Here is a 22,123-nt window from a genome sequence, read left to right as displayed (position 1 = left end):
GCGTCATCATGGGTCGTCTCTTCAACCGCACCAAGTCCACCACCGCTGTCGCCGCCCCGGCCCAGGTCGACCCCGCGCTGGCCGCGCTGACCGGCGAGTACACCCTCGACCCGGCGCACACCAGCATCGGTTTCACGGTCCGGCACGCGATGGTCACCAATGTCCGGGGCGCCTTCCTGGAGCTCGACGGCAGCCTGAGCCTCAACGGCGCCGACCCGGCCGCCTCCCGGGCCGCCATCGATGTCAAGATCGCTTCCATCGACACGGGCATCGCGGACCGTGACGCCCATCTGCGCGGCGGCGACTTCTTCGACACCGCCCAGTTCCCGCTGATGACGTTCCGCTCCACCCACGCCGAGCAGCTCGGCGGCGACAAGTACCGGGTGACCGGCGATCTCACGATCAAGGACGTGACGCGTCCGCTCGCCATCGACCTGGAGTTCAACGGCACGGCCAAGGACGTCTACGGCAACGAGCGGGTCGGCTTCGAGGGCAGCGCGGAGATCCTGCGCTCCGACTGGGGCCTCACGTGGAACGCGGCGCTGGAGACCGGCGGTGTGATGGTGAGCGACAAGGTGAAGCTGAACTTCGACATCTCGGCGATCAAGTCCGCCTGAGCCGCCTTCCGCGACGGCCTCCACGACGGCCTCCACCGCCCGGCCGGCTCCTCCGGCGTCCGGCACGCACAGTACGTACGTACGGCACGCACAGTACGTCCGGCACGCACAGTACGTACGGAGCGTACGGAGCACACCCGGCGCGGGCCCCCAGAGCGCGCCCGCCCTGCCGACCCCCTTAGGCACGGGCGGGCGCTCTGCCATGTCCGGGTCCCCCGGGCTCTGGGCTGGAGAGGGCCGCTAGACGAGAGCCGCGAAGGACTCCTCGATCGCCTCGCAGGTCCGGGCCAGTTCATCGTCGGTCACCGCCGCCGAGACGAACCAGCAGGCGAGACCGTAGGCGTTGCTGTGCACCCCCCGGAGCAGCAGCTCATGGCGGAACGCGTCGTACCGCGCCCGGTCCAGCCGGAAGGTGTCCCGGTACTCCCGGGTCGGCTGCCCGTCGGGGGTGAAGACCACCTGGAACATCGCGCCCACGCCCTGCACCGCGCACGGAATCCGGCGGTCCCTGGCGGCCCGGCGGATCGTCTCCATGATCTGCCGCCCGGTCGCGTCGATCCGCCCGGTGACGGCCGGGTCGGCGAGATGTCTGAGGGTGATCACGCCGGCGGTGGCGCACAGCGGCGATGAGTTGTAGGTGCCGCCGTGTTTGACCTGCCCGCTCGCCAGCGGCTCCATCACCTCCCGCACCCCGGCGAACGCGGCGAGCGGCAGTCCGCCGCCGAGGGCCTTGGAGAAGACGGCGAGATCAGGCCGTACCCCGAACAGGGTCTGCGCTCCGCCCTGGCCGGTGCGGAAGCCCGTACAGACCTCATCGAAGATCAGTACGGTCCGCTCGGCCGTGCAGAGATCACGCAGCAGTTCGAGGAAGCCGGGCGCGGGCATGCCGCAGGCGTTGTTGGCGACGATGGGCTCGCAGACGGCGGCGGCGAACTCGCCCGGATGGGCGGCGAAGACCGCCTTGAGCGCCTCGGGGTCGTTCCAGGGGCAGACCACCACATCGTCGACCACCCCGGCGGGGATGCCGGGCGAGTGCGGCACGGCACGCGGGGCCTCATAGGGTCCGGCCTCCTCGGGGGTGGGCCGGTTGGAGATCGCGAGGGAGTCGGTCCAGCCGTGGTAGTGGCCCTCGAACTTCAGCAGCCGGGACCGGCCGGTGGCCCCCCGGGCCGCCCGTACCGCGCCCTGCACGGCCTCGGACCCGGAGTTGGCGAACCGGACCAGCTCGGCGCAGGGCACCAGTTCCTGGATCAGCTCGGCGAGCTCCACCTCGGGAACGTTGCAGGTCCCGAACATGGTGCCGGAGGCGAGCACCCGGGCCAGGCCCTCGGTCAGGGCGGGGTGGGCATGGCCGAGCACGGCGCTGCCGTACGAGAGCAGATAGTCCAGATACTCGTTGCCGTCGACATCCCGGATACGGGCCCCCGAGCCGCTGCTCATATAGAGCGGATACGGGTCCGGTCCGGTGGAGGTGAGCCGTGAAGACGAACTGATGCCGCCCGCGAGGGACTTCTTCGCCCGCTCGAACCACTCGGCGCTGAGCGCGGTTCCGCCGAGCGACGGCGGGCGCCCGGCGACGGTGCGGTCACCTGAAGAGCTGATATCCATCCGTCACTCCTGTCACTTCTGTAGCTTCTATAGCGTCTATAGCTTTTATTGCTCTTGTCACTTCTGTCGCTTTGTTCGCTTATGTCGTGCAGCTGGCTTGAATGCACAGTCTTGACTTCCGAGACGCGTCTGCCGAAAACTCGACGCGGATCTCCGGAAAGATCATCCGGGGCGGGGCAGGGGATATGCCGGAAGCACTCGGCATAGGACGAAGGGAATTACGCGATGACCGCCGAGAAGGTCTCCGTCGTCACCGGAGCGGGCAGCGGCATCGGCCGCGCCTGTGCGCTCGGGCTGCTGGCCGACGGCTGGACGGTGGTGCTGACCGGTCGGCGCGAGGCGCCCCTCCAGGAGACCGCGCGGCTCGCGGAGCTCGCCGGAGCGGACCCGGACCGGGCGGTCCCGCTGACCGCCGACATCTCCGACGAGGACTCCGTCGACGCGCTGTTCGCCCGGATCTCCGACCGGTTCGGCCGGCTCGATCTGCTCTTCAACAACGCGGCGGACACCATGCCGTATCTCCCCACCGAGGAGGTCTCCGCCGCCGACTGGCACCGGGTCATGGACTCCATCGCCACCGGAACCTTTCTCTGCTCGCGGGCCGCGTTCCGGCTGATGAAGGAGCAGTCGCCGCGTGGTGGACGGATCATCAACAACGGCGCCCCCTCGGCGCAAGTGCCCCGGCCTGACTCCATCGCCTTCACGGCGGCGAAGCACGCGGTGGCGGGGCTGACCCGTTCGCTCTCCCTCGACGGCCGCCGCTATGACATCTCCGCCGGTCAGATCGACATCGGCAATGTGACCCCCGAGGACCGCGAGCAGCCCGCCGTCCGCCAGGCCGACGGGTCACTGCGGGTGGAGCCCACCATGGACATCCGGCATGTGGTCGACATGGTGCGCGCCATGGCGAGTCTGCCGGTCGGGGTGAACGTCCAGTCGGTCACCGTCATGCCCAGCGCCATGCCGTACATCGGGCGCGGCTGACCGTCGCGACGGCGGATTCCCGGCGAGCGGCCAGGGGGCGTCCGAGGCCACGAACGCCTCGACCGGAGCACCGTCGGCGAGGCGGCCCGAGCGCTCCCAGGCGAGCATCCGGTGCAGACCGTCCAGATGGATCAGGCCCTCCCGTACCGCCATCCGCTCGTAGTCGACGCCGGGCACGGGCCGGGTGCTGAGATAGAGCGGACGCGGCGGCGCGGCGATCTGCCGGTCGAGCTTGCGGGCGCACAGCGGGTTGGTCCGAGCGTAGGAGTCGCCCAGCTCGCGCAGCCGGGCCGCCGCGTCGGCGACCGTCGTCCCGGTGGGCGGGATGAGTTCGACCGCGCCGTCCTCGCCGAGGTGCCACGGCAGCACGATGGCCAGGACTTCGGCGCGGTCCAGCAGCACCCGGTGCCAGTGGCCGAGGGCGAGCTGGGCGCTGTGGAGATGCTCGGCCGCCTCGTCGTTGGAGTTGGCTTCGTCGCCTGGGACATAGGGGTGCTCGCGCGCGAGATCCCGCAGCACGGCGTCGAAGGGAAGGGGGGCGATCACTCTCATCGGATGTGCTGCCTTTCGGGCCCGGCCGGGCTCACGCGGTGTGCGGCTCGTACTCGGTGAAGTGGCTGTCGCGGAACAGCTCGGGCCACTGCTCCCGGTCCAGATCGAGCCTCCGGCCGGTGGCGAGCAGATGTCGCCAATAGGGCTTCACCGGGGGCCACTTGCGACCGGTCCGGCAGTAGGAGCCGTCGATCATATAGCGGAACCCTTCCCCGGAGGGGCGCGATGACGCACGGCGGGCATGGAAGAGCGCGGAGTGCAGCACCACGGTCGAGCCGGGCGGCAGTTCGTCGATGAGCACCTCGCCGGGGAGCACGGCGCTGCCCAGATGCGCGCGGGCGTTCTTCTCCGCTATCTCCCGATGGGAGCCGGGCAGCACCACGAGGGAGTCGTCGGACGGGGTGAGGCCGCCGATGTAGTGCAGGGCGTGGGCCATGGGGAAGCGCCGGTCCTGCTGCGGGTTCTGCTCGTAGTCGTGGTGCCAGTCCTTGCCGGGCGCCCCGGGGGCCCTGCGGTCGCTGTGCAGATGGTGGAAGACGAAGCCGGGCCCGAGAAGCAGGGAGAGCAGCCGCAGCAGCGGCGGATGGACGGCGAGTTCGCCGTGGGCCGCGAGTTCCAGCTCCGTGAAGGGCGGGGGCCCGGCCGGGTCGGGGCGGAGACAGGCGTCGATGGACCGCTGCCGCAGTCCGCTCTCCACCCAGTGGTCGACCTCCGGACCGAGGCGTTCGACAAGAGCGGGCGGAAGGAATCCGGGGAGGACAAGATATCCCCGTAAACGGAATTCTTCGAGAGACTGCCTTCCGAGCGGCATGTAATTCTTTTCACACATGGAGAAAGCCACTCTCGCGCCCTCGCAATTCTTAAGGTCTAAGGAATTTCCGCAGAACCGGAGGGAAATGTATCCGACGGATTGGCGATCTATGCGTGCCGCGCGGACAATGGCCGATGTGAAGCGGTGTGGCCGGATTTCGAAGGCCCGTCCGAAGATCCGCCCGAAGGTCCGCCCGGAGAGTGTCCGGGGACGCCCCGAAGACGTGTCCGTAGTACCGCTCTCGCCCGGAGAAAGTCGTCTCCACCAGAGTTCCGGGCCCGCTTGAAAACCGTTCCAGCGGGAGTCCCGGCCCCGATCGGAAATCGCCGCCGCCGGAGTCCCGGTCCGATCAGAAACCGCCGTCTGCGGAGTCCCGGTCCGATCAGAAACCGCCGCCGCCGAAATCGCCGCCGCCGCCGAAGTCCCCGCCGCCGCCGGAACCGCCCCAGTCGTCCCCGTCGAATCCGGACGAGTCGTAGTCCGCGCCCGAGTAGTCGCCGCCGGTGAACTCACCGCCGCCGTACTCCGCCGCGTACGCCGGGGAGGCGAGCATGCCGCCGAGCACCGTGCCCACCAGCAGACCGGGGAGAAGACCCCCGGCGAAGTAGCCGCCCGCCCAGGGGCCGTACACCGGGCCCGCCTCCCAGTAGGGGCGGCGGCCCTTCTCGGTGTCGACGGTGCGGGCCATCGGGTCCCGGCCGTCGTCCAGCCGGGCGGCGTCGGCCGCGCAGACCGGGACCTCGCGGGGCGCTCCGCCCGCCGGGGTCCAGGACCGGTCCGCGGCGGCCGGGCCGTGGCGGGGGTCGAAGAAGCAGGGCGGACGGCGCTCGGGCAGGGAGCGGCCGGAGCGCCGGGCGTCCAGGACGGCGAGACTGAAGCGGCCGTCCGCCAGCGCCTGGGTGACCTGCCGTACGTCCGAGGGCCGCGCGGCGGACGCCATCAGGGATTTCGCCCGGTCGTAGAAGTCGAGCGAGCGCTCGTAGTCGGCGCGCATGGCGTCATTGGCGCCCTTCTCCGCGGGGTGGAAGTCCAGCCGGTCCAGCTCTTCGCCGTAGGCGGTGATGTCCTCGTCCACGACGACCCTGAGGGCGTCGAGCGCGGCCCGCTCCTCGGCCTCCTTGCGCCGGCGGTTGCGGCGGATGACGGTGTACGCGCCCGCCGCGCCCGCCGTGAGGACCGCGCCGAAGGTGATCAGCGCACCGGTGTTCATGTCGCCGCCGCCCTGTGCTCTGCCTGCGCCCCAGGAGGCCGGGGCGGTGCCGCTCATCTGGCGCAGGGCCTGGTCGGCGAAGTCGTCGAGCTGGGTGGCCGCGGCCACGCCCGGCGGGGTTCTGACGGCGTCGACCAGATTGCGCACGGCCTGCTGGGAGAGGACGGCGCTGTCCGCGCCCGCGTTGAAACGGTCGCCCAGGCGGACGGCGTACAGCCCGGTGACGCCGGTCCTGGTGCGGAGATCGCTGAGGACGGTGCCGGAGGGGAACTCGGGGGCGGCGGGGAGCACCGCGATGAACAGGGGCCGGTCCGCGGCCTTGATCTTGTCGGTGAGCGCGGCGGCCTGGGCGGGTGAGAGCTGGTCGGCGGCGCGGGGGTCGACATAGACCGGGCCGTTCCGGAACGCCTCGGCCACGGCGGCGGGGCCGGTGGCCGCGGGGGCGCGCGCCGCGTCCGCGGAGGCTCGGTCTGTGGCCACGGGGGCGCGTTCCCCGGCGGCGGGGCCTCGCGCCGTGGTCGCCGTGGTCGCCGTCGCCGTGGTCGCCGTCGCCATGGTCTCCATGGCCGCCAAGGCGTGGTCCCCGGCCGCGAGCGGCACCGGGGACACTGACGCCGTCACGGCGGCGGCCGGCCGGACGGCGTCGGGGGCCGCCTGCGCTCCCGGTGCCGTGGCGCTCACGGCGGCCGAGAGCGCCAGCAGCAGACCGGACAGCGCGGAGAGCAGCCTCGCCCTGGTCCTCATACTTCGACGCTACCCGAAAGGGGACATTCCCGGGCAGGTCAGAGCGGAGCGATCACTCGGCCGGTTCGACTCCGGCGCGGAGCAACCCGTAGGTGTAGGCGTCCTCCAGGGCCTGCCAGGAGGCGGCGATGACGTTCTCGGCGACGCCGACCGTGGACCACTCCCCGGTGCCGTCACCCGTGGTGATCAGTACCCGGGTGGTGGACTCGGTGCCGTGCCGGCCTTCGAGGATGCGGACCTTGTAGTCCACCAGCTCCAGCTTGGCCAGCGGCGGATAGAACCGCTCCAGACCCACCCGCATCGCCCGGTCCAGGGCGTTGACCGGGCCGTTGCCCTCGGCGGTGGCGACGATGCGCTCGCCCTTGACCCACAGCTTCACCGTGGCCTCGTTGGCGTGGGTGCCGTCGGGCCGGTCCTCGACGATGGCCCGCCAGGACTCGGTGCGGAAGTAGGCGTGCGCCCCGCCCGCCTCCTCGCCGCCGCGCAGTTCCGCCCGGAGCAGCAGCTCGAAGGAGGCGTCGGCCGCTTCGTAGGAGTAGCCCTTGAGCTCGCGCTCCTTGACCCGCTCGACGACCCGGCCCACGAGCTCGCGGTCGCCGCTGAGGTCGATGCCGAGCTCCTTGCCCTTCAGCTCGACGGAGGCGCGGCCGGCCATGTCGGAGACCAGCATCCGCATGGTGTTGCCGACCAGCTCGGGGTCGATGTGCTGGTAGAGGTCGGGGTCGACCTTGATCGCGGAGGCGTGCAGGCCCGCCTTGTGGGCGAAGGCCGAGACGCCGACGTACGGCTGGTGGGTGGAGGGCGTCAGATTGACGACCTCGGCGATGGCGTGCGAGATCCGGGTCATCTCGGCGAGCGCGCCGTCGGGCAGCACCCGCATGCCGTACTTGAGCTCCAGCGCGGCGACGACGGGGAAGAGGTTGGCGTTGCCCACGCGCTCGCCGTAGCCGTTGGCGGTGCACTGGACATGGGTCGCGCCCGCGTCCACGGCGGCGAGGGTGTTGGCGACGGCGCAGCCGGTGTCGTCCTGGGCGTGGATGCCGAGCCTGGCTCCGGTGTCGGCGAGGACGGTGGCTACCACGGCCTGGATCTGGGCGGGGAGCATCCCGCCGTTGGTGTCGCAGAGGACGACGACGTCCGCGCCCGCGTCGGCGGCCGTGCGGACGACGGCCTTGGCGTACTCCGGGTTGGCGCGGTAGCCGTCGAAGAAGTGCTCGCAGTCGACGAAGACACGGCGGCCGTGCTCGCGGAGGTGGGAGACGGTGTCGCGGACCATCTCCAGGTTCTCTTCGAGGGTGGTGCGCAGCGCCAGTTCGACATGGCGGTCATGGGACTTGGCGACCAGGGTGACGACCGGGGCGCCGGAGTCGAGCAGGGCCTTGACCTGGAGGTCGTCGGCGGCCTTCGCGCCCGGGCGGCGGGTGGCGCCGAAGGCGACGAGCTGGGCGTGCTGGAAGGAGATCTCCTGCTGGGCGCGGGAGAAGAACTCGGTGTCACGGGGGTTCGCGCCGGGCCAGCCGCCCTCGATGAAGGACACGCCGAATTCGTCAAGGTGCCGTGCGATGGTCAGCTTGTCCGCGACGGTGAGGTTGATGCCTTCGCGCTGGGCCCCGTCGCGGAGGGTGGTGTCGAAGACATGAAAGCTGTCGTCGGTGGCCGGGCCCGTGTCCTTGGGCTGTGTGGTCATGGCTGTGTTGGCTCCTGTCGGGTGAGTGGCTCCCGGAATTTCTGGCTCCACTTGCCCCCATTCTCGCGTGCGGGTCGGATTCGGCCGGGGTGGGGCCGGAAAACGAAAAAACCCCTCGCGGGTGCGAGAGGTTTGCGCGCGGGTCTGGGGCACGGTGAGGGGTCGTACGAGTGGTACGGGACGCTCACTGCGGACCGGCGCGCCTGCTGCCGATAATCATGGCGAACGTGGGCACGTTCGCAGTCTGCCACACCCCCGTGGCGGGCGGGATGAGGGTCTCACCATGCGGGCGGGATCGGGGGCGGGGTCGGGGCCCCGGGGGCCCGCGTGTCCGCGTGTCCACTGCTCCGGCGGTGGGAGCGCCGCTCCGGACCCCGCCCTGGGCGCCGCCCCGGACCCCGCCCCCACCGCATGCGTACGACGGGCTACCGGGAGGCGGGGAGCCCGGCCGATTCCCGGCCGCTCTCCGGCTTCGGCGTGCCGCCCACCCGGTTGAGGTCGATGTCCCGGGTCTCGCGCATGGCCAGATAGACGATCAGCGAGACCGCCGCACAGCCCGCGACGTACCAGTAGAAGCCGGACTCCACTCCCCTGTCCTTGAACCACAGGGCGACGTATTCCGCGGTACCGCCGAAGAGGGCGTTGGCGATCGCGTACGGCAGGGCCACGCCCAGCGCCCGTACCCCGGTCGGGAACAGCTCCGCCTTCACACAGGCGTTGATCGAGGTGTAGCCGGTGATGACGACCAGGGCGAGCAGCGAGAGGCCGAGCGCGGGCCAGAACGAGCCCACCTGCTGGAGCATCGTCATGATCGGCACGGTCAGAAAGGTCGACCCCAGGGCGAAGGTGATCAGCAGCGGCCGGCGGCCGACCCGGTCGGAGAGCGCGCCCGCGAGCGGCTGGAGACAGGCGAAGACGATCAGCGCGCCGCACGAGACCAGGGTCGCCGTCTGCTTGGGCAGTCCGGCCGAATTGGAGAGGTACTTGGTGAGATAGGTGGTGTACGTGTAGTACGCCACCGTCCCGCCCATCGTCAGCGCGATGACGAGGAACGCCTCGCGCTTGTGCGCCATCAGGGCCTTGACCGTGCCCCGCTCGTTCGCCGGGGTGTCGTCGCCGGACTCCTCGTACACCTCCGTCTCCAGCATGTTGCGGCGCAGATAGAAGACGACCGCAGCGCCCAGGGCGCCGATGATGAACGGGATGCGCCAGCCCCAGCCGTGCAGCGCCTCGTCGGACATCGTGTTCTGGAGCACCAGCAGCAGTCCGAGACCGAGGATCTGGCCCGCCGTCATGGAGACGTACTGAAAGCTGGAGGCGAAGCCCCGGTGCCGGGGCGCCGACGCCTCGGTGAGATAGGTCGCGCTGGCCGCGTACTCGCCGCCCACGGAGAGCCCCTGGAGGAGCCGGGCGATCAAGAGGACCGCCGCGCCGCCGTATCCGGCGACCGAGTAGGTCGGCGCCACGGCGATGAGCAGGGCGGAGGCCGACATCAGGGTGACGGTGAGGGTGAGGGCGGCCTTGCGGCCCTTGCGGTCGCCGACCCGGCCGAGCAGCCAGCCGCCGACCGGGCGCATGAAGAAGCCGACGGCGAAGATGCCGGCGGTGTTCATGAGTTTGGCGGTGTCATTGCCCTCGGGGAAGAACGCGCCCGCGAAGTAGGTGGCGAAGCTCGCATACACGAACCAGTCAAACCATTCGACCATGTTCCCGGCCGAACCGACCCAGATCTTCTTCCAGTGATCTCGTCCCATGGGGGGAAACCGTGCCCGTGGCGCTCGGGGCCGACAAGGGTCGCGGCAGCAACGATCGGGAGTACTTACGTGCTTTGCGTTCCCCCGGCGGTACGCGGGCGAAGAAGCGGTACGAGGGGCGCTCCGCCAGGCTGCGGAGCGGTACGAGGGGCGCTCCGCCGCGCGGTGGAGCGCCCCCCGCAACCCTCAGTCCGCCGGCGCCAGCAGGGTTTCGGCCAGGAACTCATCGATATGGGCGAGGGCCTGGGCCCGTCCGGTGCCGGGGAGGCCGACCGCGACATGGACGCTGAGGCCGTCGAGGAGCGCCCGCAGCCGGGTGGCGTAGCGGTCCGGGTCGACCCGGCGGAACTCCGCGCGGGAGATCCCCTCGGCGAGCAGCGCGACCAGATCGCGGTGCCAGACGCCCTCGATCGCCGCCTGGCGGGCGCGGGCGTCGGCCTCGGCGCTCCGGGAGCGGTTCCAGACCTCCATCCAGAGCGTCCAGTGCGGATCGCGCGGCCCTTCGGGGAGATAGAGCCCGACATAGCCGTTGAGCCGTTCGGCGACGCCGGAGGGGCCGGAGAGCAGGGCGGCGCGCTCGGCGCCGAGCCGGCCCTCGCTCCACTCCAGGGTCCGCAGCAGGAGTTCGTCCTTGGTACGGAAGTAGTAGAGGAGATGGCCGCTGCTCATCCCGACCTCACGGCCGAGTCCGGCCATGGTGAGCTGGTCGAGTCCGTGTTCGGCGATGGTGGCCATGGCGGCGGCGAGCACGGTCTCGCGGGGCGGCGCGACATTGCGGCGGCGGGAGGAGTGAATCACCGGGGGGCCCTTCCCGGCGGGAGCGGCGGTCATGCGGCGCTCACACCCTCGGCTGCTGCTGGGTGATGCAGTGGATGCCGCCGCCGCCCGCGAAGATGGCGCGGGCGTCGACCAGGGTCACCTCGCGGTCCGGGTAGAGCCGCCGGAAGACGGCCGCGGCCTCCTCGTCCCGGGGGTCGTCGAAGGCGCACAGCACCACACCGCCGTTGCAGACGTAGTGGTTGATGTAGGAGTAGTCCGCCCAGCCGCCGTTCTCATCGCGCACGGCCGTCGGAGCGGGGACCTCGACGACCTCGATCGGGCGGCCGGCGGCGTCGGTGCGGGACCTGAGGAAGGCCGCGTTCTCCGCGCAGAGCTCATGGTCGGGATGGGCCGGGTCGGGCTGGGTGTGGACGACGACGGTGCCGGGGCCCGCGAAGGCCGCGACGATGTCGACATGGCCGAGGGTGCCGTACCCATGGGGCGGATAGTCGGCCGTCAGACCGCGTTTGAGCCAGATCGCTTTGGTGGTGCCGAGCCGGGCGTGGATCTCGGCCTCGACCTCGGCCCTGCTCCAGCCGGGGTTGCGCTCGGGACCGAGCTGCACGGTCTCGGTGAGCAGTACGGTGCCCTCGCCGTCGACGTGGATGCCGCCGCCCTCGTTGGTGAGGGGGGAGCTGTGCACGGGCGTCCCGGCCAGGTCCGCGACCCGGCGGGCGACCTTGGCGTCATGCTCCCAGCTCGCCCACTCCTGGGCGCCCCAGCCGTTGAACACCCAGTCCACGGCGGCCAGCCGCGCGCCGTCGCTGACGAAGGTGGGGCCGATGTCCCGCATCCACGCGTCGTCCAGCTCGCACTCCTCGATGTCGATCCCGGGGCCGAGGACGGTGCGCGCTTCCGCCGCGTCGCCCGGGCCGACCAGCATGGTGACCGGCTCGAAGCGGCGTACGGCACGGGCGACGCGCGCCCACGCGTGCCGGGAGACGGCGAGATCGTCGCCGGTGAAGGTCGTGTTGGGGACCGGCCACGCCATCCAGGTGCGCTCATGCGGCGCCCACTCGGGCGGCATTCTGAACATTTCAGGTCCTAGTGGTGCTAGAGGAAGTAGAGACGGTTGAGGGAGACCGACGCGGCGGGCTCGGAGCGGATCAGGTCGCCGTCGAGGGTGACCGCTCCGGTGCGCCCGTCCACGCCCACGTCCCCGATCCGGGTGTTGAAGCGCAGATCGGCCGGGCCGATGCCCCGGGTGCCGCGGACCGCTGCCCGGCGGCGGCGGGTGGGCATCAGATCGGAGCCGAGGTCGACGGCCGCCTGTGCCACGAAGGCGACGGAGAGGTCCGCGGCGGTCGCTCCGTACGCCCCGAACTGAGGCCCGAGGACCAGCGGCTCACAGGTGTCGGTGGCCGCGTTGGGGTCGCCGGTCACGCCGTACGCGGGGAAGCCGGACTTCAGGACGAGCTGCGGTTTGGCGCCGAAGAACTCCGGCCGCCACAGCACGATGTCCGCCATCTTGCCGGTCTCGATGGAGCCGATCTCGTGGGAGAGGCCGTGGGCGATGGCGGGGTTGAGGGTCAGTTTGGCGATGTAGCGCAGCACCCGGCCGTTGTCGTCGTGCGGGCCGTCGCCGTCGATCGGGCCGAGTTCGGCCTTCATCTTCCCGGCCATGGCGAAGGTACGGCGCACGGTCTCGCCCGCGCGGCCCATGCCCTGGGCGTCGGAGGAGGTGATGCCGATCGCGCCGAGGTCGTGGAGCACGTCCTCCGCGCCCATCGTCCCGGCGCGGATGCGGTCGCGGGCCATGGCCGCGTCGCCGGGCAGGTCGGTCTTCAGATCGTGTACGGAGACGATCATCCCGTAGTGCTCGGCGACGGCGTCCCGGCCGAAGGGCAGGGTCGGATTGGTGGAGGAGCCGATGACGTTCGGCACGCCCGCCATCTTGAGGACGTTGGGGACATGGCCGCCGCCGCAGCCTTCTATGTGGAAGGCGTGGATCGTGCGGCCTTCCAGCACCCGGAGGGTGTCCTCGACCGAGAGGCACTCGTTGAGGCCGTCGCTGTGCAGCGCGACCTGTACGTCGTGCTCCTCGGCGACCCGCAGGGCGGTGTCCAGCGCCCGGGTGTGCGCGCCCATGTCCTCATGGACCTTGAATCCGCAGGCGCCGCCCTCGGCGAGCGCCTCCACCAGCGGGGCGGCGTCGGACGAGGAGCCGCGGGCGAGGAAGCCGATGTTGACGGGCCAGGCGTCGAAGGCGCCGAAGGCGTGTCTGAGCGCCCAGGGAGAGTTGACGCCGACGCCCCAGACGGGGCCGAACTCCTGGCCGATGACCGTGGTGACGCCGGAGGCGAGGGACGCCTCCATGATGCGCGGCGAGAGCAGATGGACATGGGTGTCGACGGCTCCGGCCGTGGCGATCAGGCCCTCGCCGGAGACGATCGTGGTCCCGGTGCCGGTGACCACGTCCACCCCGTCGAGGGTGTCGGGGTTCCCGGCGCGGCCGATGCCCGCGATACGGCCCTCGCGGATGCCGATGGAGACCTTGCGGATGCCCTGCACGGCATCGATGACCAGCACATTGCTGATGACGATGTCGCAGGTGTCGCGGACGGCGGCGGCCTTGAGATGGAGGCCGTCGCGGGCGGTCTTGCCGAAGCCGGCGAGGAATTCGTCGCCGGGGCGCTGGGAGTCGGACTCGACGCGTACGACGAGCCCGGAGTCGCCGAGGACGACCCGGTCTCCGGCGCGGGGGCCGTGGACGGCCGCGTACTCATGGGGATCGATACCGGTCATCGAAGGGTCTCCGGCGGGTTGACGGCGGCATTCCGCGCGCCCGCGGGCGCCGTCTTCGTACGGGGGCGGGGTGCGGGGGGCTGATCAGCGGGGGCAGGGGCGGTCGAAGGCTCGGCCTCGGCCCCGGGTACGCGAGCGGGTGCGGGGGCAGGGGCAGCGGCGGGAGCGCGAGCCGGGGCCGGGGCCGGGGTCAGGCGGGCTCCCGTGCCGGCGCGGGGTGAGAGCAGTCCGGTCATCGCGGTCACCGCCGCCACAGCGATCATGATCGCGAGCAGGGAGAGCGGGGGCAGCGGGGTGGCCGGGGACGCCTTCGCGGGCGCTTCGCTCCGGGTGGTCACCGCGACCACGGCGATCACTCCGATCATCGGTCGGCCCCCAGATATCCGCAGGCCGCCGCGGCGCGCAGGGCCGCCTCCTTGGCGCCCGGGGCGTCCAGCGGGCCGTCCACCAGACCCGCGAAGCCGATCGCGACCCGGTCGCCGCCGATCGGCAGCAGACCGACCTCGCGCTCACCGCCCGCGTCGAAGCGGACCGAGGAGCCCGCGGGAACGCACAGCCGCATCCCGTAGGCGGCGCCACGATCGAAATCCAGCCGGGGGTTCGCCTCGAAGAAGTGGAAGTGGGAGGTGACGCTCACCGGTACGGAGGCGGTGTTGCGCACGGTCAGCCGGAGGGCGGGCTCCGGCGCACGGTCCGCGGGTCCCGGGATCACCGCGCCGGGGGCCGCCGGGCCGAGGGAGCCGCCCCCGATCGGATCGGAGACCACCGCGAGCCGGGAGCCGTCGTCGAAGACCGCCTCGACATGGACCTCGGTCACCACATCGGCGACCCCGGGCAGCACATCGCCGGGGCCGAGGACGGACCGCGCCGCCTCGATCGCCTCCGCGAGCCGCAGCCCGTCGCGGGCCGCCTCGCAGACCGTGTCCGCGATCAGCGCCGTCGCCTCGGGGACATTGAGCCGCAGACCCCGGGCCCGGCGCGCTCGCGCCAGCTCGGCGGCGCTGAAGATCAGCAGCCGGTCCCGCTCCGTCGGGGTCAGTCGCATCCCGCCATCGCCTCCTCTTTGAGCATCACTCTAACTCTGAGCCAGAGGAGGACAAAACCCCTGAAGGGAAATGATTGACCGGCGCTCGAAAATCCGGCGGGCTTGCGGAGGCGGGACGACCCTGGGAAACGACCCTGGAGAACAGCCCGGGGAACGGCCCAGAGAACGACCATGCCCCCGCCCCCACCTCACCGGCGGGGACAGGGGCATGATCCGGACCGCGATCCGGCGGCGGCTCAGCCGAGCTGGTGCATCCAGCCGTGCTCATCCGCCGCGACACCGGTCTGGATGTCCAGCAGCGCCTTGCGCAGCTTCAGCGTCAGCTCACCCGGCTCGCCGTCGCCCTGGGTCCACTCGCCGCCCGCCGACTTCACCGAGCCGACCGGGGTGATCACCGCGGCCGTGCCGCAGGCGAAGACCTCCGTGAGGGCGCCGCTCTCGGTGTCGCGCTTCCACTCCTCCGTGGAGATCCGGCCCTCCTGCGACTCATAGCCGAGGTCCTTGGCGAGCTTGAGCAGGGAGTCGCGGGTGATGCCCGCGAGCAGGGAGCCGGTCAGCTCAGGGGTGACGATGCGGTTCCCGTACACGAAGTACAGATTCATCCCGCCCATCTCCTCGACCCACTTGTGCTCCAGCGCGTCGAGCCAGACCACCTGGTCGCAGCCCTTCTCCGCCGCCTCGGCCTGGGCGAGCAGCGAAGCCGCGTAGTTGCCGCCGGTCTTGGCGAAGCCCATGCCGCCGGGGACCGCGCGGACATAGTTCTCGGAGAGCCAGACGGAGACCGGCTTGACGCCGCCGGGGAAGTAGGCGGCGGCCGGGGAGGCGATCACGACGAAGAGGTACTCATTGGCGGGGCGCACCCCGAGCCCGACCTCGGTCGCGATCATGAACGGGCGCAGATAGAGGGAGGACTCGCCGCCGTGCGCCGGGACCCATGCCTTGTCCTGGCGGACCAGCGCGTCGCACGCCTCGACGAAGAGGTCGACCGGCAGCTCGGGCATGGCGAGCCGACGGGCGGACTTCTGGAAGCGCTCGGCGTTGGCGTCCGGGCGGAAGGTGGCGACGGAGCCGTCCGGGCGGCGGTACGCCTTGAGCCCCTCGAAGATCTCCTGCGCGTAGTGCAGGGTCATGTTCGCCGGGTCGAGCGAGAGCGGACCGTAGGGCGTGAGCTGGGCGTCGTGCCAGCCGCGGCCCTCGGTCCACCTGATGGTCACCATGTGGTCGGTGAAGTGGCGGCCGAACCCGGGGTTGGCCAGGATGGCCTCCCGCTCCGCGTCGGACAGCGGGTGCGAGGAGGGCTTCAGCTCGATCGTGGGCGTCGTCATGAGTGCTATGTCCTTCACCGTTGGTTGTGACGGACCGCGCTCACGCCGCTACTGGTGCTAGGACGTCCGAGCATTCCCGCATGCCACGGCCCGGTTCGATTATCGCGCGAAGGCGCCGGGGCGAGGAAAGGGGGTGCGACGGTGTGAAGGCGGTCCCGGTCTGATGGTGACACCCGGGAGCCGCACAGAAGAAGCCGCCGGGTGCTTTCGCGACCCGGCGGCTCGTTGGAAGCGTCGGGTCAGCCCGCTACTCGTACGGCGAGCGCGTCGCCGATCTCTTCCGTGGTACGGAATGCGCCGTCGCGTCCCGCGAGGTCTGCGGAGACGGCCTCCTCGATGCGGACGGCCTCGGCGTCGAAGCCGAGGTGCCGCAGGAGCAGGGCGACGGAGAGGATGGTGGCCGTGGGGTCGGCCTTCCCCGTGCCCGCGATGTCGGGGGCGGAGCCGTGCACCGGCTCGAACATCGACGGGAAGGCGCCCGTCGGGTTGATGTTGCCCGAGGCGGCGAGGCCGATGCCGCCCGTGACGGCCGCGGCGAGATCGGTGAGGATGTCGCCGAAGAGGTTGTCGGTGACGATGACGTCGAAGCGCTCGGGCTGGGTGACGAAGAAGATCGTCGCGGCGTCGACGTGCAGATAGTCGGTGGTGACCTCGGGGTACTCCTTGCCGACCGCGTCGAAGACGTTCTTCCACAGATGGCCCGCGTAGACCAGGACGTTGTTCTTGTGGACCAGCGTCAGCTTCTTGCGGGGCCGGGAGTCGGCACGCTCGTAGGCGTCGCGCACCACGCGCTCCACGCCGTACGCGGTGTTCAGGCTGACCTCGGTCGCGACCTCGGCGGGTGTGCCGGTGCGCAGGGAGCCGCCGTTGCCGGTGTAGGGGCCTTCGGTGCCCTCGCGGACGACGACGAAGTCGATCTCGGGGCTGCCCGCGAGCGGGGTCGCGGTGTTCGGGAAGAGCTTCGAGGGGCGCAGATTGACGTAGTGGTCGAAGGCGAAGCGCAGCTTGAGCAGCAGCCCGCGCTCCAGGACGCCGGAGGGGACGGAGGGGTCGCCGATGGCGCCGAGCAGGATGGCGTCATGGCCCTTGAGGGCCTCCAGCTCCGCGTCGGGGAGGGTCTCTCCGGTGCGGTGCCAGCGCTGCGCGCCGAGGTCGTACTCCGTGGTCTCCAGCTTCACATCCTGCGGGAGGGCGGCGGACAGGACTTTCAGGCCCTGGGCCACGACCTCCTGGCCGATGCCGTCACCGGGGATCACTGCGATGTTGAGGCTGCGAGACATGTCCGGCACCCTACTCTTCGTCCCATCCCATGACATACGGCGTCCATCATGTGGACTCGCGGCCGTCCGGGACGGGACGGATGCGGGTGCGGGTGCGGGTGCGGACACGGACACGGCTGCGGGTACGTCGGGCCGCCGCGCCGGGGCGCACAGCCCGGCGCGGGCACCTGTCAGTCGGTGGTACGGGGACCTCGCGGGCGGCGGTGCGGACGACTAGCGGTCGGTGGCGCCGCCGTTGTCCCGGCGGTCGAGCGCGCGCTGGAGCGCCGCCGCAGCGTTCTTGCGGTCGGACTCGGCGGTGCGGCGGGAGGCGTGGCGGACGCGGCGGACGGTCTCAGCGGACATGGTGATCGACTCCTTGGAGATCACGGAGATTTCGAAGGCGCCGGGTGGGGCGGGGAGCGTGCCACAGGGGTTGCCTGTAGGGGGCACGGGCTCACGACCGCCACTCGCTGGATCGAGCGAAACGTTCGGCTCCTACCAAGCTAAGGCAGCGGAGCCTCGCTGTCTCCACAAGTATTCGGACTTCCTACTATTTGAGACGGCGATCATGAAATCAGCAGCTCACAGCGGTGTGATCGCTACGGGGCGCACCACCCGACCGGAGCAGGACCGGCCCCCGCCGCCCCATCGCGCAACCGATCGGTTGCTGCTCTCGATATGAAGTGCAACCATTGAGTAGCACGTCAGAGCGAGAGGCACGCACAGGAGAAAGCAGGAGGAACGGTCATGAGCGAGGACCGGATCGAGAAGGAGATCACCATCGCCGCGCCCGTCGAGCAGGTGTGGGCCGTGCTCACCGAGCCGGAGCACGTCGGCAGCTGGTTCGGCCAGGGCGAGCCGACCCCGGTGGATCTGCGGCCGGGCGGGACGATGCTCCTGGACCACGGCGCGTACGGACAGTTCCCGACGACCATCGTGGCGGTGGACCCGCCGTACCGTCTCTCCTACCGCTGGGCGTCCGCCCACCCCGGCGAGCAGGCGGTGGAGGGCAATTCGACGCTGGTGGAGTTCACCCTGACCCGGGAGGGCGAGGGCACCCGGCTGCGGGTGACGGAGAGCGGTTTCGCCGCGCTCACGATCCCCGAGGACCGGAAGGACACGGCCTCCTACGAGAGCCATGAGGGCGGCTGGGCGGACCAGGTCGTCAACATCAAGACCTACGCGGAGCGGCTGGGCCTGTGAGCGAGGAGACGCGCCCCGGCCATCCGGACCCGGGCGAGGACCGGGGCGAGGAGGCGGTCTCGGAGGTGCTCTCGGCGCTGGCCGACCCCACCCGCCGCCGGATACTCGACGCGCTCGCCGCGCACGGCCGGGCGAGCGCCACCGTGCTCGCCGCCGAGCTGCCGGTGTCCCGGCAGGCGATCGTCAAACATCTCGCGGTCCTGAGCCGCGCCGGGCTGGTGACCGCCCGCCGGGAGGGCCGCGAGGCGCGCTATACGGTGCTGACCGAGCGGCTCGGCGTCACGGCCCGGTGGATGGACCGCACGGCCTCCGACTGGGACGCCCGGCTGGCGGCGATCAAACAGCTGGCGGAGCGCCCCGCCACGGAACAAGGCGCGGACACCGACAGCGACACCGGCGGCAGCAGCAACGACACCGGCAGCGACACCGGTACCGGCCCGGGTTGAGCCCGGGCCCCGCGCCGCGGACATGGAACCGCCCCCGCACCGGCGTGGGGGCCGGTGCGGGGGCGGGCTCAGGAGGACTGCCCCAGCGGGGTCAGTCCATGTGCGGGTAGCCGTACTCCGTCGGAGCGACCAGCGTCTCCTTGATCGCGCGGGTCAGCGTCCAGCGCATCAGGTTCTGCGGAGCGCCCGCCTTGTCGTTGGTGCCGGAGGCACGGCCGCCGCCGAACGGCTGCTGGCCGACGACCGCACCGGTCGACTTGTCGTTGATGTAGAAGTTGCCCGCGGCGAAGCGGAGCTTCTCCATCGTGTGCGCGGCGGCGGCGCGGTCGTTGGAGATGACCGCACCGGTCAGCGCGTAGTCGGAGACCGACTCCATCTGGTCCAGCATGGCGTCGTACCCGTCGGCCGACTCGTCCTCGTACACGTACACCGCGAGGATCGGACCGAAGTACTCGGCCTTGAAGACCTCGTTCTCCGGGTCGGTGCACGCGACGACGGTCGGGCGGACGAAGTAGCCCACCGAGTCGTCGTAGCCGCCACCGGCGATGATCGTGCAGGCCGGGTCGGCGGCGGCGCGGTCGATCGCGGCCTTGTTCTTGGCGAACGAGCGCTCGTCGATGACGGCGCCGATGAAGTTCGACAGATCGGTGACGTCACCCATGGTGATGCCGTCGACCTCGGCCGCGAACTCCTCCTTGAAGCCGTCGTTCCAGATGGAGGCCGGGATGTACGCACGCGAGGACGCGGAGCACTTCTGGCCCTGGAACTCGAAGGAGCCACGGGTCAGCGCGGTCTTCAGCACGGCGCGGTCGGCGCTCGGGTGCGCGACCACGAAGTCCTTGCCGCCGGTCTCGCCGACGATCCGCGGGTAGGAGCGGTACTTCTCGATGTTGTTGCCGACCGTCTTCCACAGGTGCTGGAAGGTCCGGGTCGAGCCGGTGAAGTGGATGCCGGCCAGGTCGCGGTGGTTCAGCGCCACCTCGGAGACGGCGATGCCGTCGCCGGTCACCAGGTTGATGACGCCCTTGGGCAGTCCGGCCTCCTCCAGCAGCTGCATCAGCAGCACGGCGGAGTGGGTCTGCGTCGGGGACGGCTTCCACACCACGACATTGCCCATCAGGGCCGGGGCGGTGGGCAGGTTGCCCGCGATGGCGGTGAAGTTGAAGGGCGTGATCGCGTAGACGAAGCCCTCCAGCGGACGGTGGTCCATCCGGTTCCACACGCCCGGGGCGTTGGCCGGGGGCTGCTCGGCGAGGATCTCGCGGGCGTAGGCGACGTTGAAGCGCCAGAAGTCGATCAGCTCGCAGGGAGTGTCGATCTCCGCCTGCTGCGCCGTCTTGGACTGGCCCAGCATGGTGGAGGCGGCCAGCGTCTCGCGCCAGGGGCCGGAGAGCAGCTCGGCCGCGCGCAGGATGATCGCGGCACGGTCGTCGAAGGACATCGCGCGCCACGCGGGGGCGGCGGCCAGCGCGGCGTCGATCGCGTCCTGGGCGTCCTGCTCGGTGGCCCCGGCGAAGGTGCCGAGCACCTTCGCGTGGTTGTGCGGCTGGACGACGTCGACCCGCTCGCCGCCGCCCATCCGGCGCACGCCGCCGATGGTCATCGGAAGCTCGATCGGGTTCTCGGCCAGCTCCTTGAGCTTGGCCTCCAGCCGGGCGCGCTCGGGGGAGCCGGGGGCGTAGCCGTGCACCGGCTCGTTGACCGGCGCGGGGACCTTGGTCACAGCGTCCATGGGTGCCGAATCTCCTTAATCAGTAGGTCAGTTGGGGGGTTCAGCCGCGGCTGACCAGCGAACGCAGGAAGAACGCCAGATTGGCGGGGCGCTCCGCGAGGCGGCGCATGAAGTAGCCGTACCAGTCGGTGCCGTACGCGATGTACGTACGCACCCGGTGACCCTCCGCGGCCAGCCGGAACTGCTCGGCCTCACGGATGCCGTAGAGCATCTGGAACTCGTAGTCGTCGAGCTTGCGGCCGGCGCGACGGGCGAGCTCCTGGCTGATGGAGATGATGCGCGGGTCGTGCGACCCGATCATCGGGTAGCCCTCGCCCTCCATCAGGATCTTCAGACAGCGGATGTAGGCCTTGTCGACCTCCGCCTTGTCCTGGTAGGCGACGGTCGCGGGCTCCTTGTAGGCGCCCTTGACCAGCCGCACCCGGGAGCCCGCCTCGGCGAGCGCCCGGCAGTCGTCCTCGGTGCGGAAGAGATACGACTGGACGACCGCGCCCGTCTGGGGGAAGCGCTGGCGCAGCTCCGCGTGGATCGCGAGGGTCGAGTCGACGGTGGTGTGGTCCTCCATGTCGAGGGTGACCGTGGTGCCGATCTCGGCGGCGGCCTCGACGACCGGGGTGACGTTCTTCAGGGCGAGCTCATGGCCGCCGGAGAGCGCCTGGCCGAAGGAGGAGAGCTTCACCGACATCTCCGCGCGGACGCCGAGAGCGAGCGGCTTGAGGGCCTCGATCAGCTCCAGATAGGCGTCACGGGCGCGCAGCGCCTCGGCCGGGTCGGTGATGTCCTCGCCGAGGACGTCGAGCGTGACCTCCAGACCGCGGGCGGCGGTCTCCTGGACGACGGGGACCGTCTCCTGGACCGACTCGCCGGCGATGAAACGGTTCACCACGGGCTTGGTGACCGGAGCGGCCGAGACGATGCGGCGCATCTGGTCGCTGCGCGAGGCGGCGAGGATCACGGGACCCAGCACGGGGACCTCCTGGAGAGTTAAGGACAGCCGGCCCCATCGCGGTGAAACGGATCGGGAACGGCACGAAGAACCACCGTGAAATCTAAGGATCGCTCCGATCGTCGGCCATCGACAGCTGTCACGCATCCGTGGCCCGGATCTCAGACAAATGTCTGAAGGGCGTGCCAGAATGTCCGGATGAAGGGCGATTACCAGGACCTGGTCGATGAGATCTCGGCGCTGTTGGCGGCCCCGGCGACGCTGGAGAACCGCGATTTCGGGCTGATCGCCTTCGGTGCGCACGACAGCGAGGACGACAGCGCCATGGACCCGGTGCGCACCCGTTCGATCCTGACGAGGAAGTCGTCCCCGGCGGTGCGCGCCTGGTTCGAGGGGTTCGGGATCGCGCGGGCGACGGGCCCGGTGCGGATTCCGGCCGCGCCGGACGCGGGGGTGTACCGGGACCGGATCTGTCTTCCGGTACGGCATCGGGGGATCGCCCTCGGCTATGTCTGGCTGCTGGACACCAGCCCGGGGCCGACCGGGGCCCAGCTGGCGGCGGCGATGGAGGTCGCGGCGCGGATCGGGGGCCTGCTGGCCGACGAGGAGCGGGCGGGCGCCGATCTGTCGCGG

19 protein-coding genes and 2 pseudogenes are annotated in these 22,123 nt (G+C 70.9%); 5 read left to right on the top strand and 16 right to left on the bottom strand.

Features of this window, described 5'->3' with window-relative positions; translation table 11 throughout:
- Positions 1-8 precede the first annotated feature (8 nt).
- Positions 9-617: a YceI family protein gene (locus FF041_RS15135; protein WP_153523326.1), complete on the top strand. Its 609-nt coding sequence runs from the start codon at positions 9-11 to the stop codon at positions 615-617.
- A gap of 240 nt (positions 618-857) precedes the next feature.
- Here FF041_RS15135 and FF041_RS15130 read toward each other — a convergent pair whose 3' ends face one another.
- On the bottom strand, positions 858-2,225 hold the full coding sequence (locus FF041_RS15130) for an aspartate aminotransferase family protein (protein ID WP_153523325.1): 1,368 nt from the start codon (positions 2,223-2,225) through the stop codon (positions 858-860).
- 225 nt (positions 2,226-2,450) lie between these two features.
- On the opposite strand from FF041_RS15130, the gene FF041_RS15125 reads away from it, so the two are divergent.
- Positions 2,451-3,209: an SDR family oxidoreductase gene (locus tag FF041_RS15125; RefSeq protein ID WP_153523324.1), complete on the top strand. Its 759-nt coding sequence runs from the start codon at positions 2,451-2,453 to the stop codon at positions 3,207-3,209.
- 45 nt (positions 3,210-3,254) lie between these two features.
- On the opposite strand, the pseudogene FF041_RS39020 reads toward FF041_RS15125, so the two are convergent.
- The 13 genes and pseudogenes from FF041_RS39020 to FF041_RS40065 form a co-directional block, all read right to left on the bottom strand.
- Positions 3,255-3,761: pseudogene (locus tag FF041_RS39020) on the bottom strand (DUF6309 family protein); the annotation flags it as partial.
- A gap of 31 nt (positions 3,762-3,792) precedes the next feature.
- On the bottom strand, positions 3,793-4,572 hold the full coding sequence (locus FF041_RS15115; RefSeq protein ID WP_153523323.1) for a phytanoyl-CoA dioxygenase family protein: 780 nt from the start codon (positions 4,570-4,572) through the stop codon (positions 3,793-3,795).
- Positions 4,573-4,954: 382 nt separating this feature from the next.
- A complete protein-coding gene (locus FF041_RS15110; protein ID WP_407698162.1) occupies positions 4,955-6,337 on the bottom strand; it encodes a hypothetical protein in 1,383 nt (460 codons plus the stop codon).
- Positions 6,338-6,578: 241 nt separating this feature from the next.
- Positions 6,579-8,213 (bottom strand): citramalate synthase, encoded by a 1,635-nt coding sequence (gene cimA, locus FF041_RS15105; RefSeq protein ID WP_153523322.1) that lies wholly within the window; start codon positions 8,211-8,213, stop codon positions 6,579-6,581.
- Between the two features lie 425 nt (positions 8,214-8,638).
- Positions 8,639-9,967: an MFS transporter gene (locus tag FF041_RS15100; protein WP_153523321.1), complete on the bottom strand. Its 1,329-nt coding sequence runs from the start codon at positions 9,965-9,967 to the stop codon at positions 8,639-8,641.
- A 186-nt stretch (positions 9,968-10,153) separates the two neighbouring features.
- Positions 10,154-10,798, bottom strand: a complete 645-nt coding sequence (locus tag FF041_RS15095) for a TetR/AcrR family transcriptional regulator (RefSeq protein WP_153523320.1) — start codon at positions 10,796-10,798, stop codon at positions 10,154-10,156.
- 7 nt (positions 10,799-10,805) lie between these two features.
- On the bottom strand, positions 10,806-11,813 hold the full coding sequence (locus tag FF041_RS15090; RefSeq protein WP_153481434.1) for an agmatine deiminase family protein: 1,008 nt from the start codon (positions 11,811-11,813) through the stop codon (positions 10,806-10,808).
- A gap of 26 nt (positions 11,814-11,839) precedes the next feature.
- Positions 11,840-13,531: an urease subunit alpha gene (locus tag FF041_RS15085; protein ID WP_153481422.1), complete on the bottom strand. Its 1,692-nt coding sequence runs from the start codon at positions 13,529-13,531 to the stop codon at positions 11,840-11,842.
- Complete coding sequence (locus FF041_RS15080) at positions 13,528-13,896, bottom strand: hypothetical protein (RefSeq protein ID WP_153523319.1); 369 nt, start codon at positions 13,894-13,896, stop codon at positions 13,528-13,530. The genes FF041_RS15085 and FF041_RS15080 overlap by 4 nt, the downstream gene beginning before the upstream one ends.
- Positions 13,893-14,576, bottom strand: coding sequence for an urease subunit gamma (gene ureA, locus FF041_RS15075; RefSeq protein WP_153481425.1), 684 nt, complete (start codon positions 14,574-14,576; stop codon positions 13,893-13,895). Before ureA ends, FF041_RS15080 begins: the two co-directional genes overlap by 4 nt.
- A 236-nt stretch (positions 14,577-14,812) precedes the next feature.
- Positions 14,813-15,901, bottom strand: coding sequence for a branched-chain amino acid aminotransferase (locus tag FF041_RS15070; protein ID WP_153481426.1), 1,089 nt, complete (start codon positions 15,899-15,901; stop codon positions 14,813-14,815).
- Positions 15,902-16,140: 239 nt separating this feature from the next.
- Entirely contained in the window at positions 16,141-17,181 is a 1,041-nt protein-coding gene (locus FF041_RS15065; protein ID WP_153523318.1) for a 3-isopropylmalate dehydrogenase, read from the bottom strand.
- Between the two features lie 213 nt (positions 17,182-17,394).
- Entirely contained in the window at positions 17,395-17,526 is a 132-nt protein-coding gene (locus tag FF041_RS40065) for a hypothetical protein (RefSeq protein ID WP_267131634.1), read from the bottom strand.
- A gap of 384 nt (positions 17,527-17,910) precedes the next feature.
- On the opposite strand from FF041_RS40065, the gene FF041_RS15060 reads away from it, so the two are divergent.
- Both FF041_RS15060 and FF041_RS15055 read left to right on the top strand, forming a co-directional pair.
- Entirely contained in the window at positions 17,911-18,366 is a 456-nt protein-coding gene (locus tag FF041_RS15060; protein WP_153523317.1) for an SRPBCC family protein, read from the top strand.
- Positions 18,363-18,812, top strand: a complete 450-nt coding sequence (locus FF041_RS15055) for an ArsR/SmtB family transcription factor (RefSeq protein WP_407698160.1) — start codon at positions 18,363-18,365, stop codon at positions 18,810-18,812. Before FF041_RS15060 ends, FF041_RS15055 begins: the two co-directional genes overlap by 4 nt.
- A 91-nt stretch (positions 18,813-18,903) precedes the next feature.
- Here the strand turns inward: FF041_RS15055 and pruA are convergent, their stop codons facing one another.
- Together pruA and FF041_RS15045 are read right to left on the bottom strand one after the other, a co-directional pair.
- Positions 18,904-20,544 (bottom strand): L-glutamate gamma-semialdehyde dehydrogenase, encoded by a 1,641-nt coding sequence (gene pruA, locus FF041_RS15050; RefSeq protein ID WP_153523315.1) that lies wholly within the window; start codon positions 20,542-20,544, stop codon positions 18,904-18,906.
- Positions 20,545-20,584: 40 nt separating this feature from the next.
- Positions 20,585-21,511, bottom strand: a complete 927-nt coding sequence (locus tag FF041_RS15045; protein WP_323391888.1) for a proline dehydrogenase family protein — start codon at positions 21,509-21,511, stop codon at positions 20,585-20,587.
- A 177-nt stretch (positions 21,512-21,688) separates the two neighbouring features.
- On the opposite strand from FF041_RS15045, the pseudogene FF041_RS15040 reads away from it, so the two are divergent.
- A pseudogene (locus FF041_RS15040) lies at positions 21,689-22,123 on the top strand (PucR family transcriptional regulator); the annotation flags it as partial.

Origin of the sequence: Streptomyces jumonjinensis, assembly GCF_009600885.1 — a bacterium.
GTDB lineage: Bacteria > Actinomycetota > Actinomycetes > Streptomycetales > Streptomycetaceae > Streptomyces > Streptomyces jumonjinensis.
The sequence above is the reverse complement of the archived record's forward strand: the minus strand, read 5'-3'. Positions and strand labels throughout refer to the sequence as shown.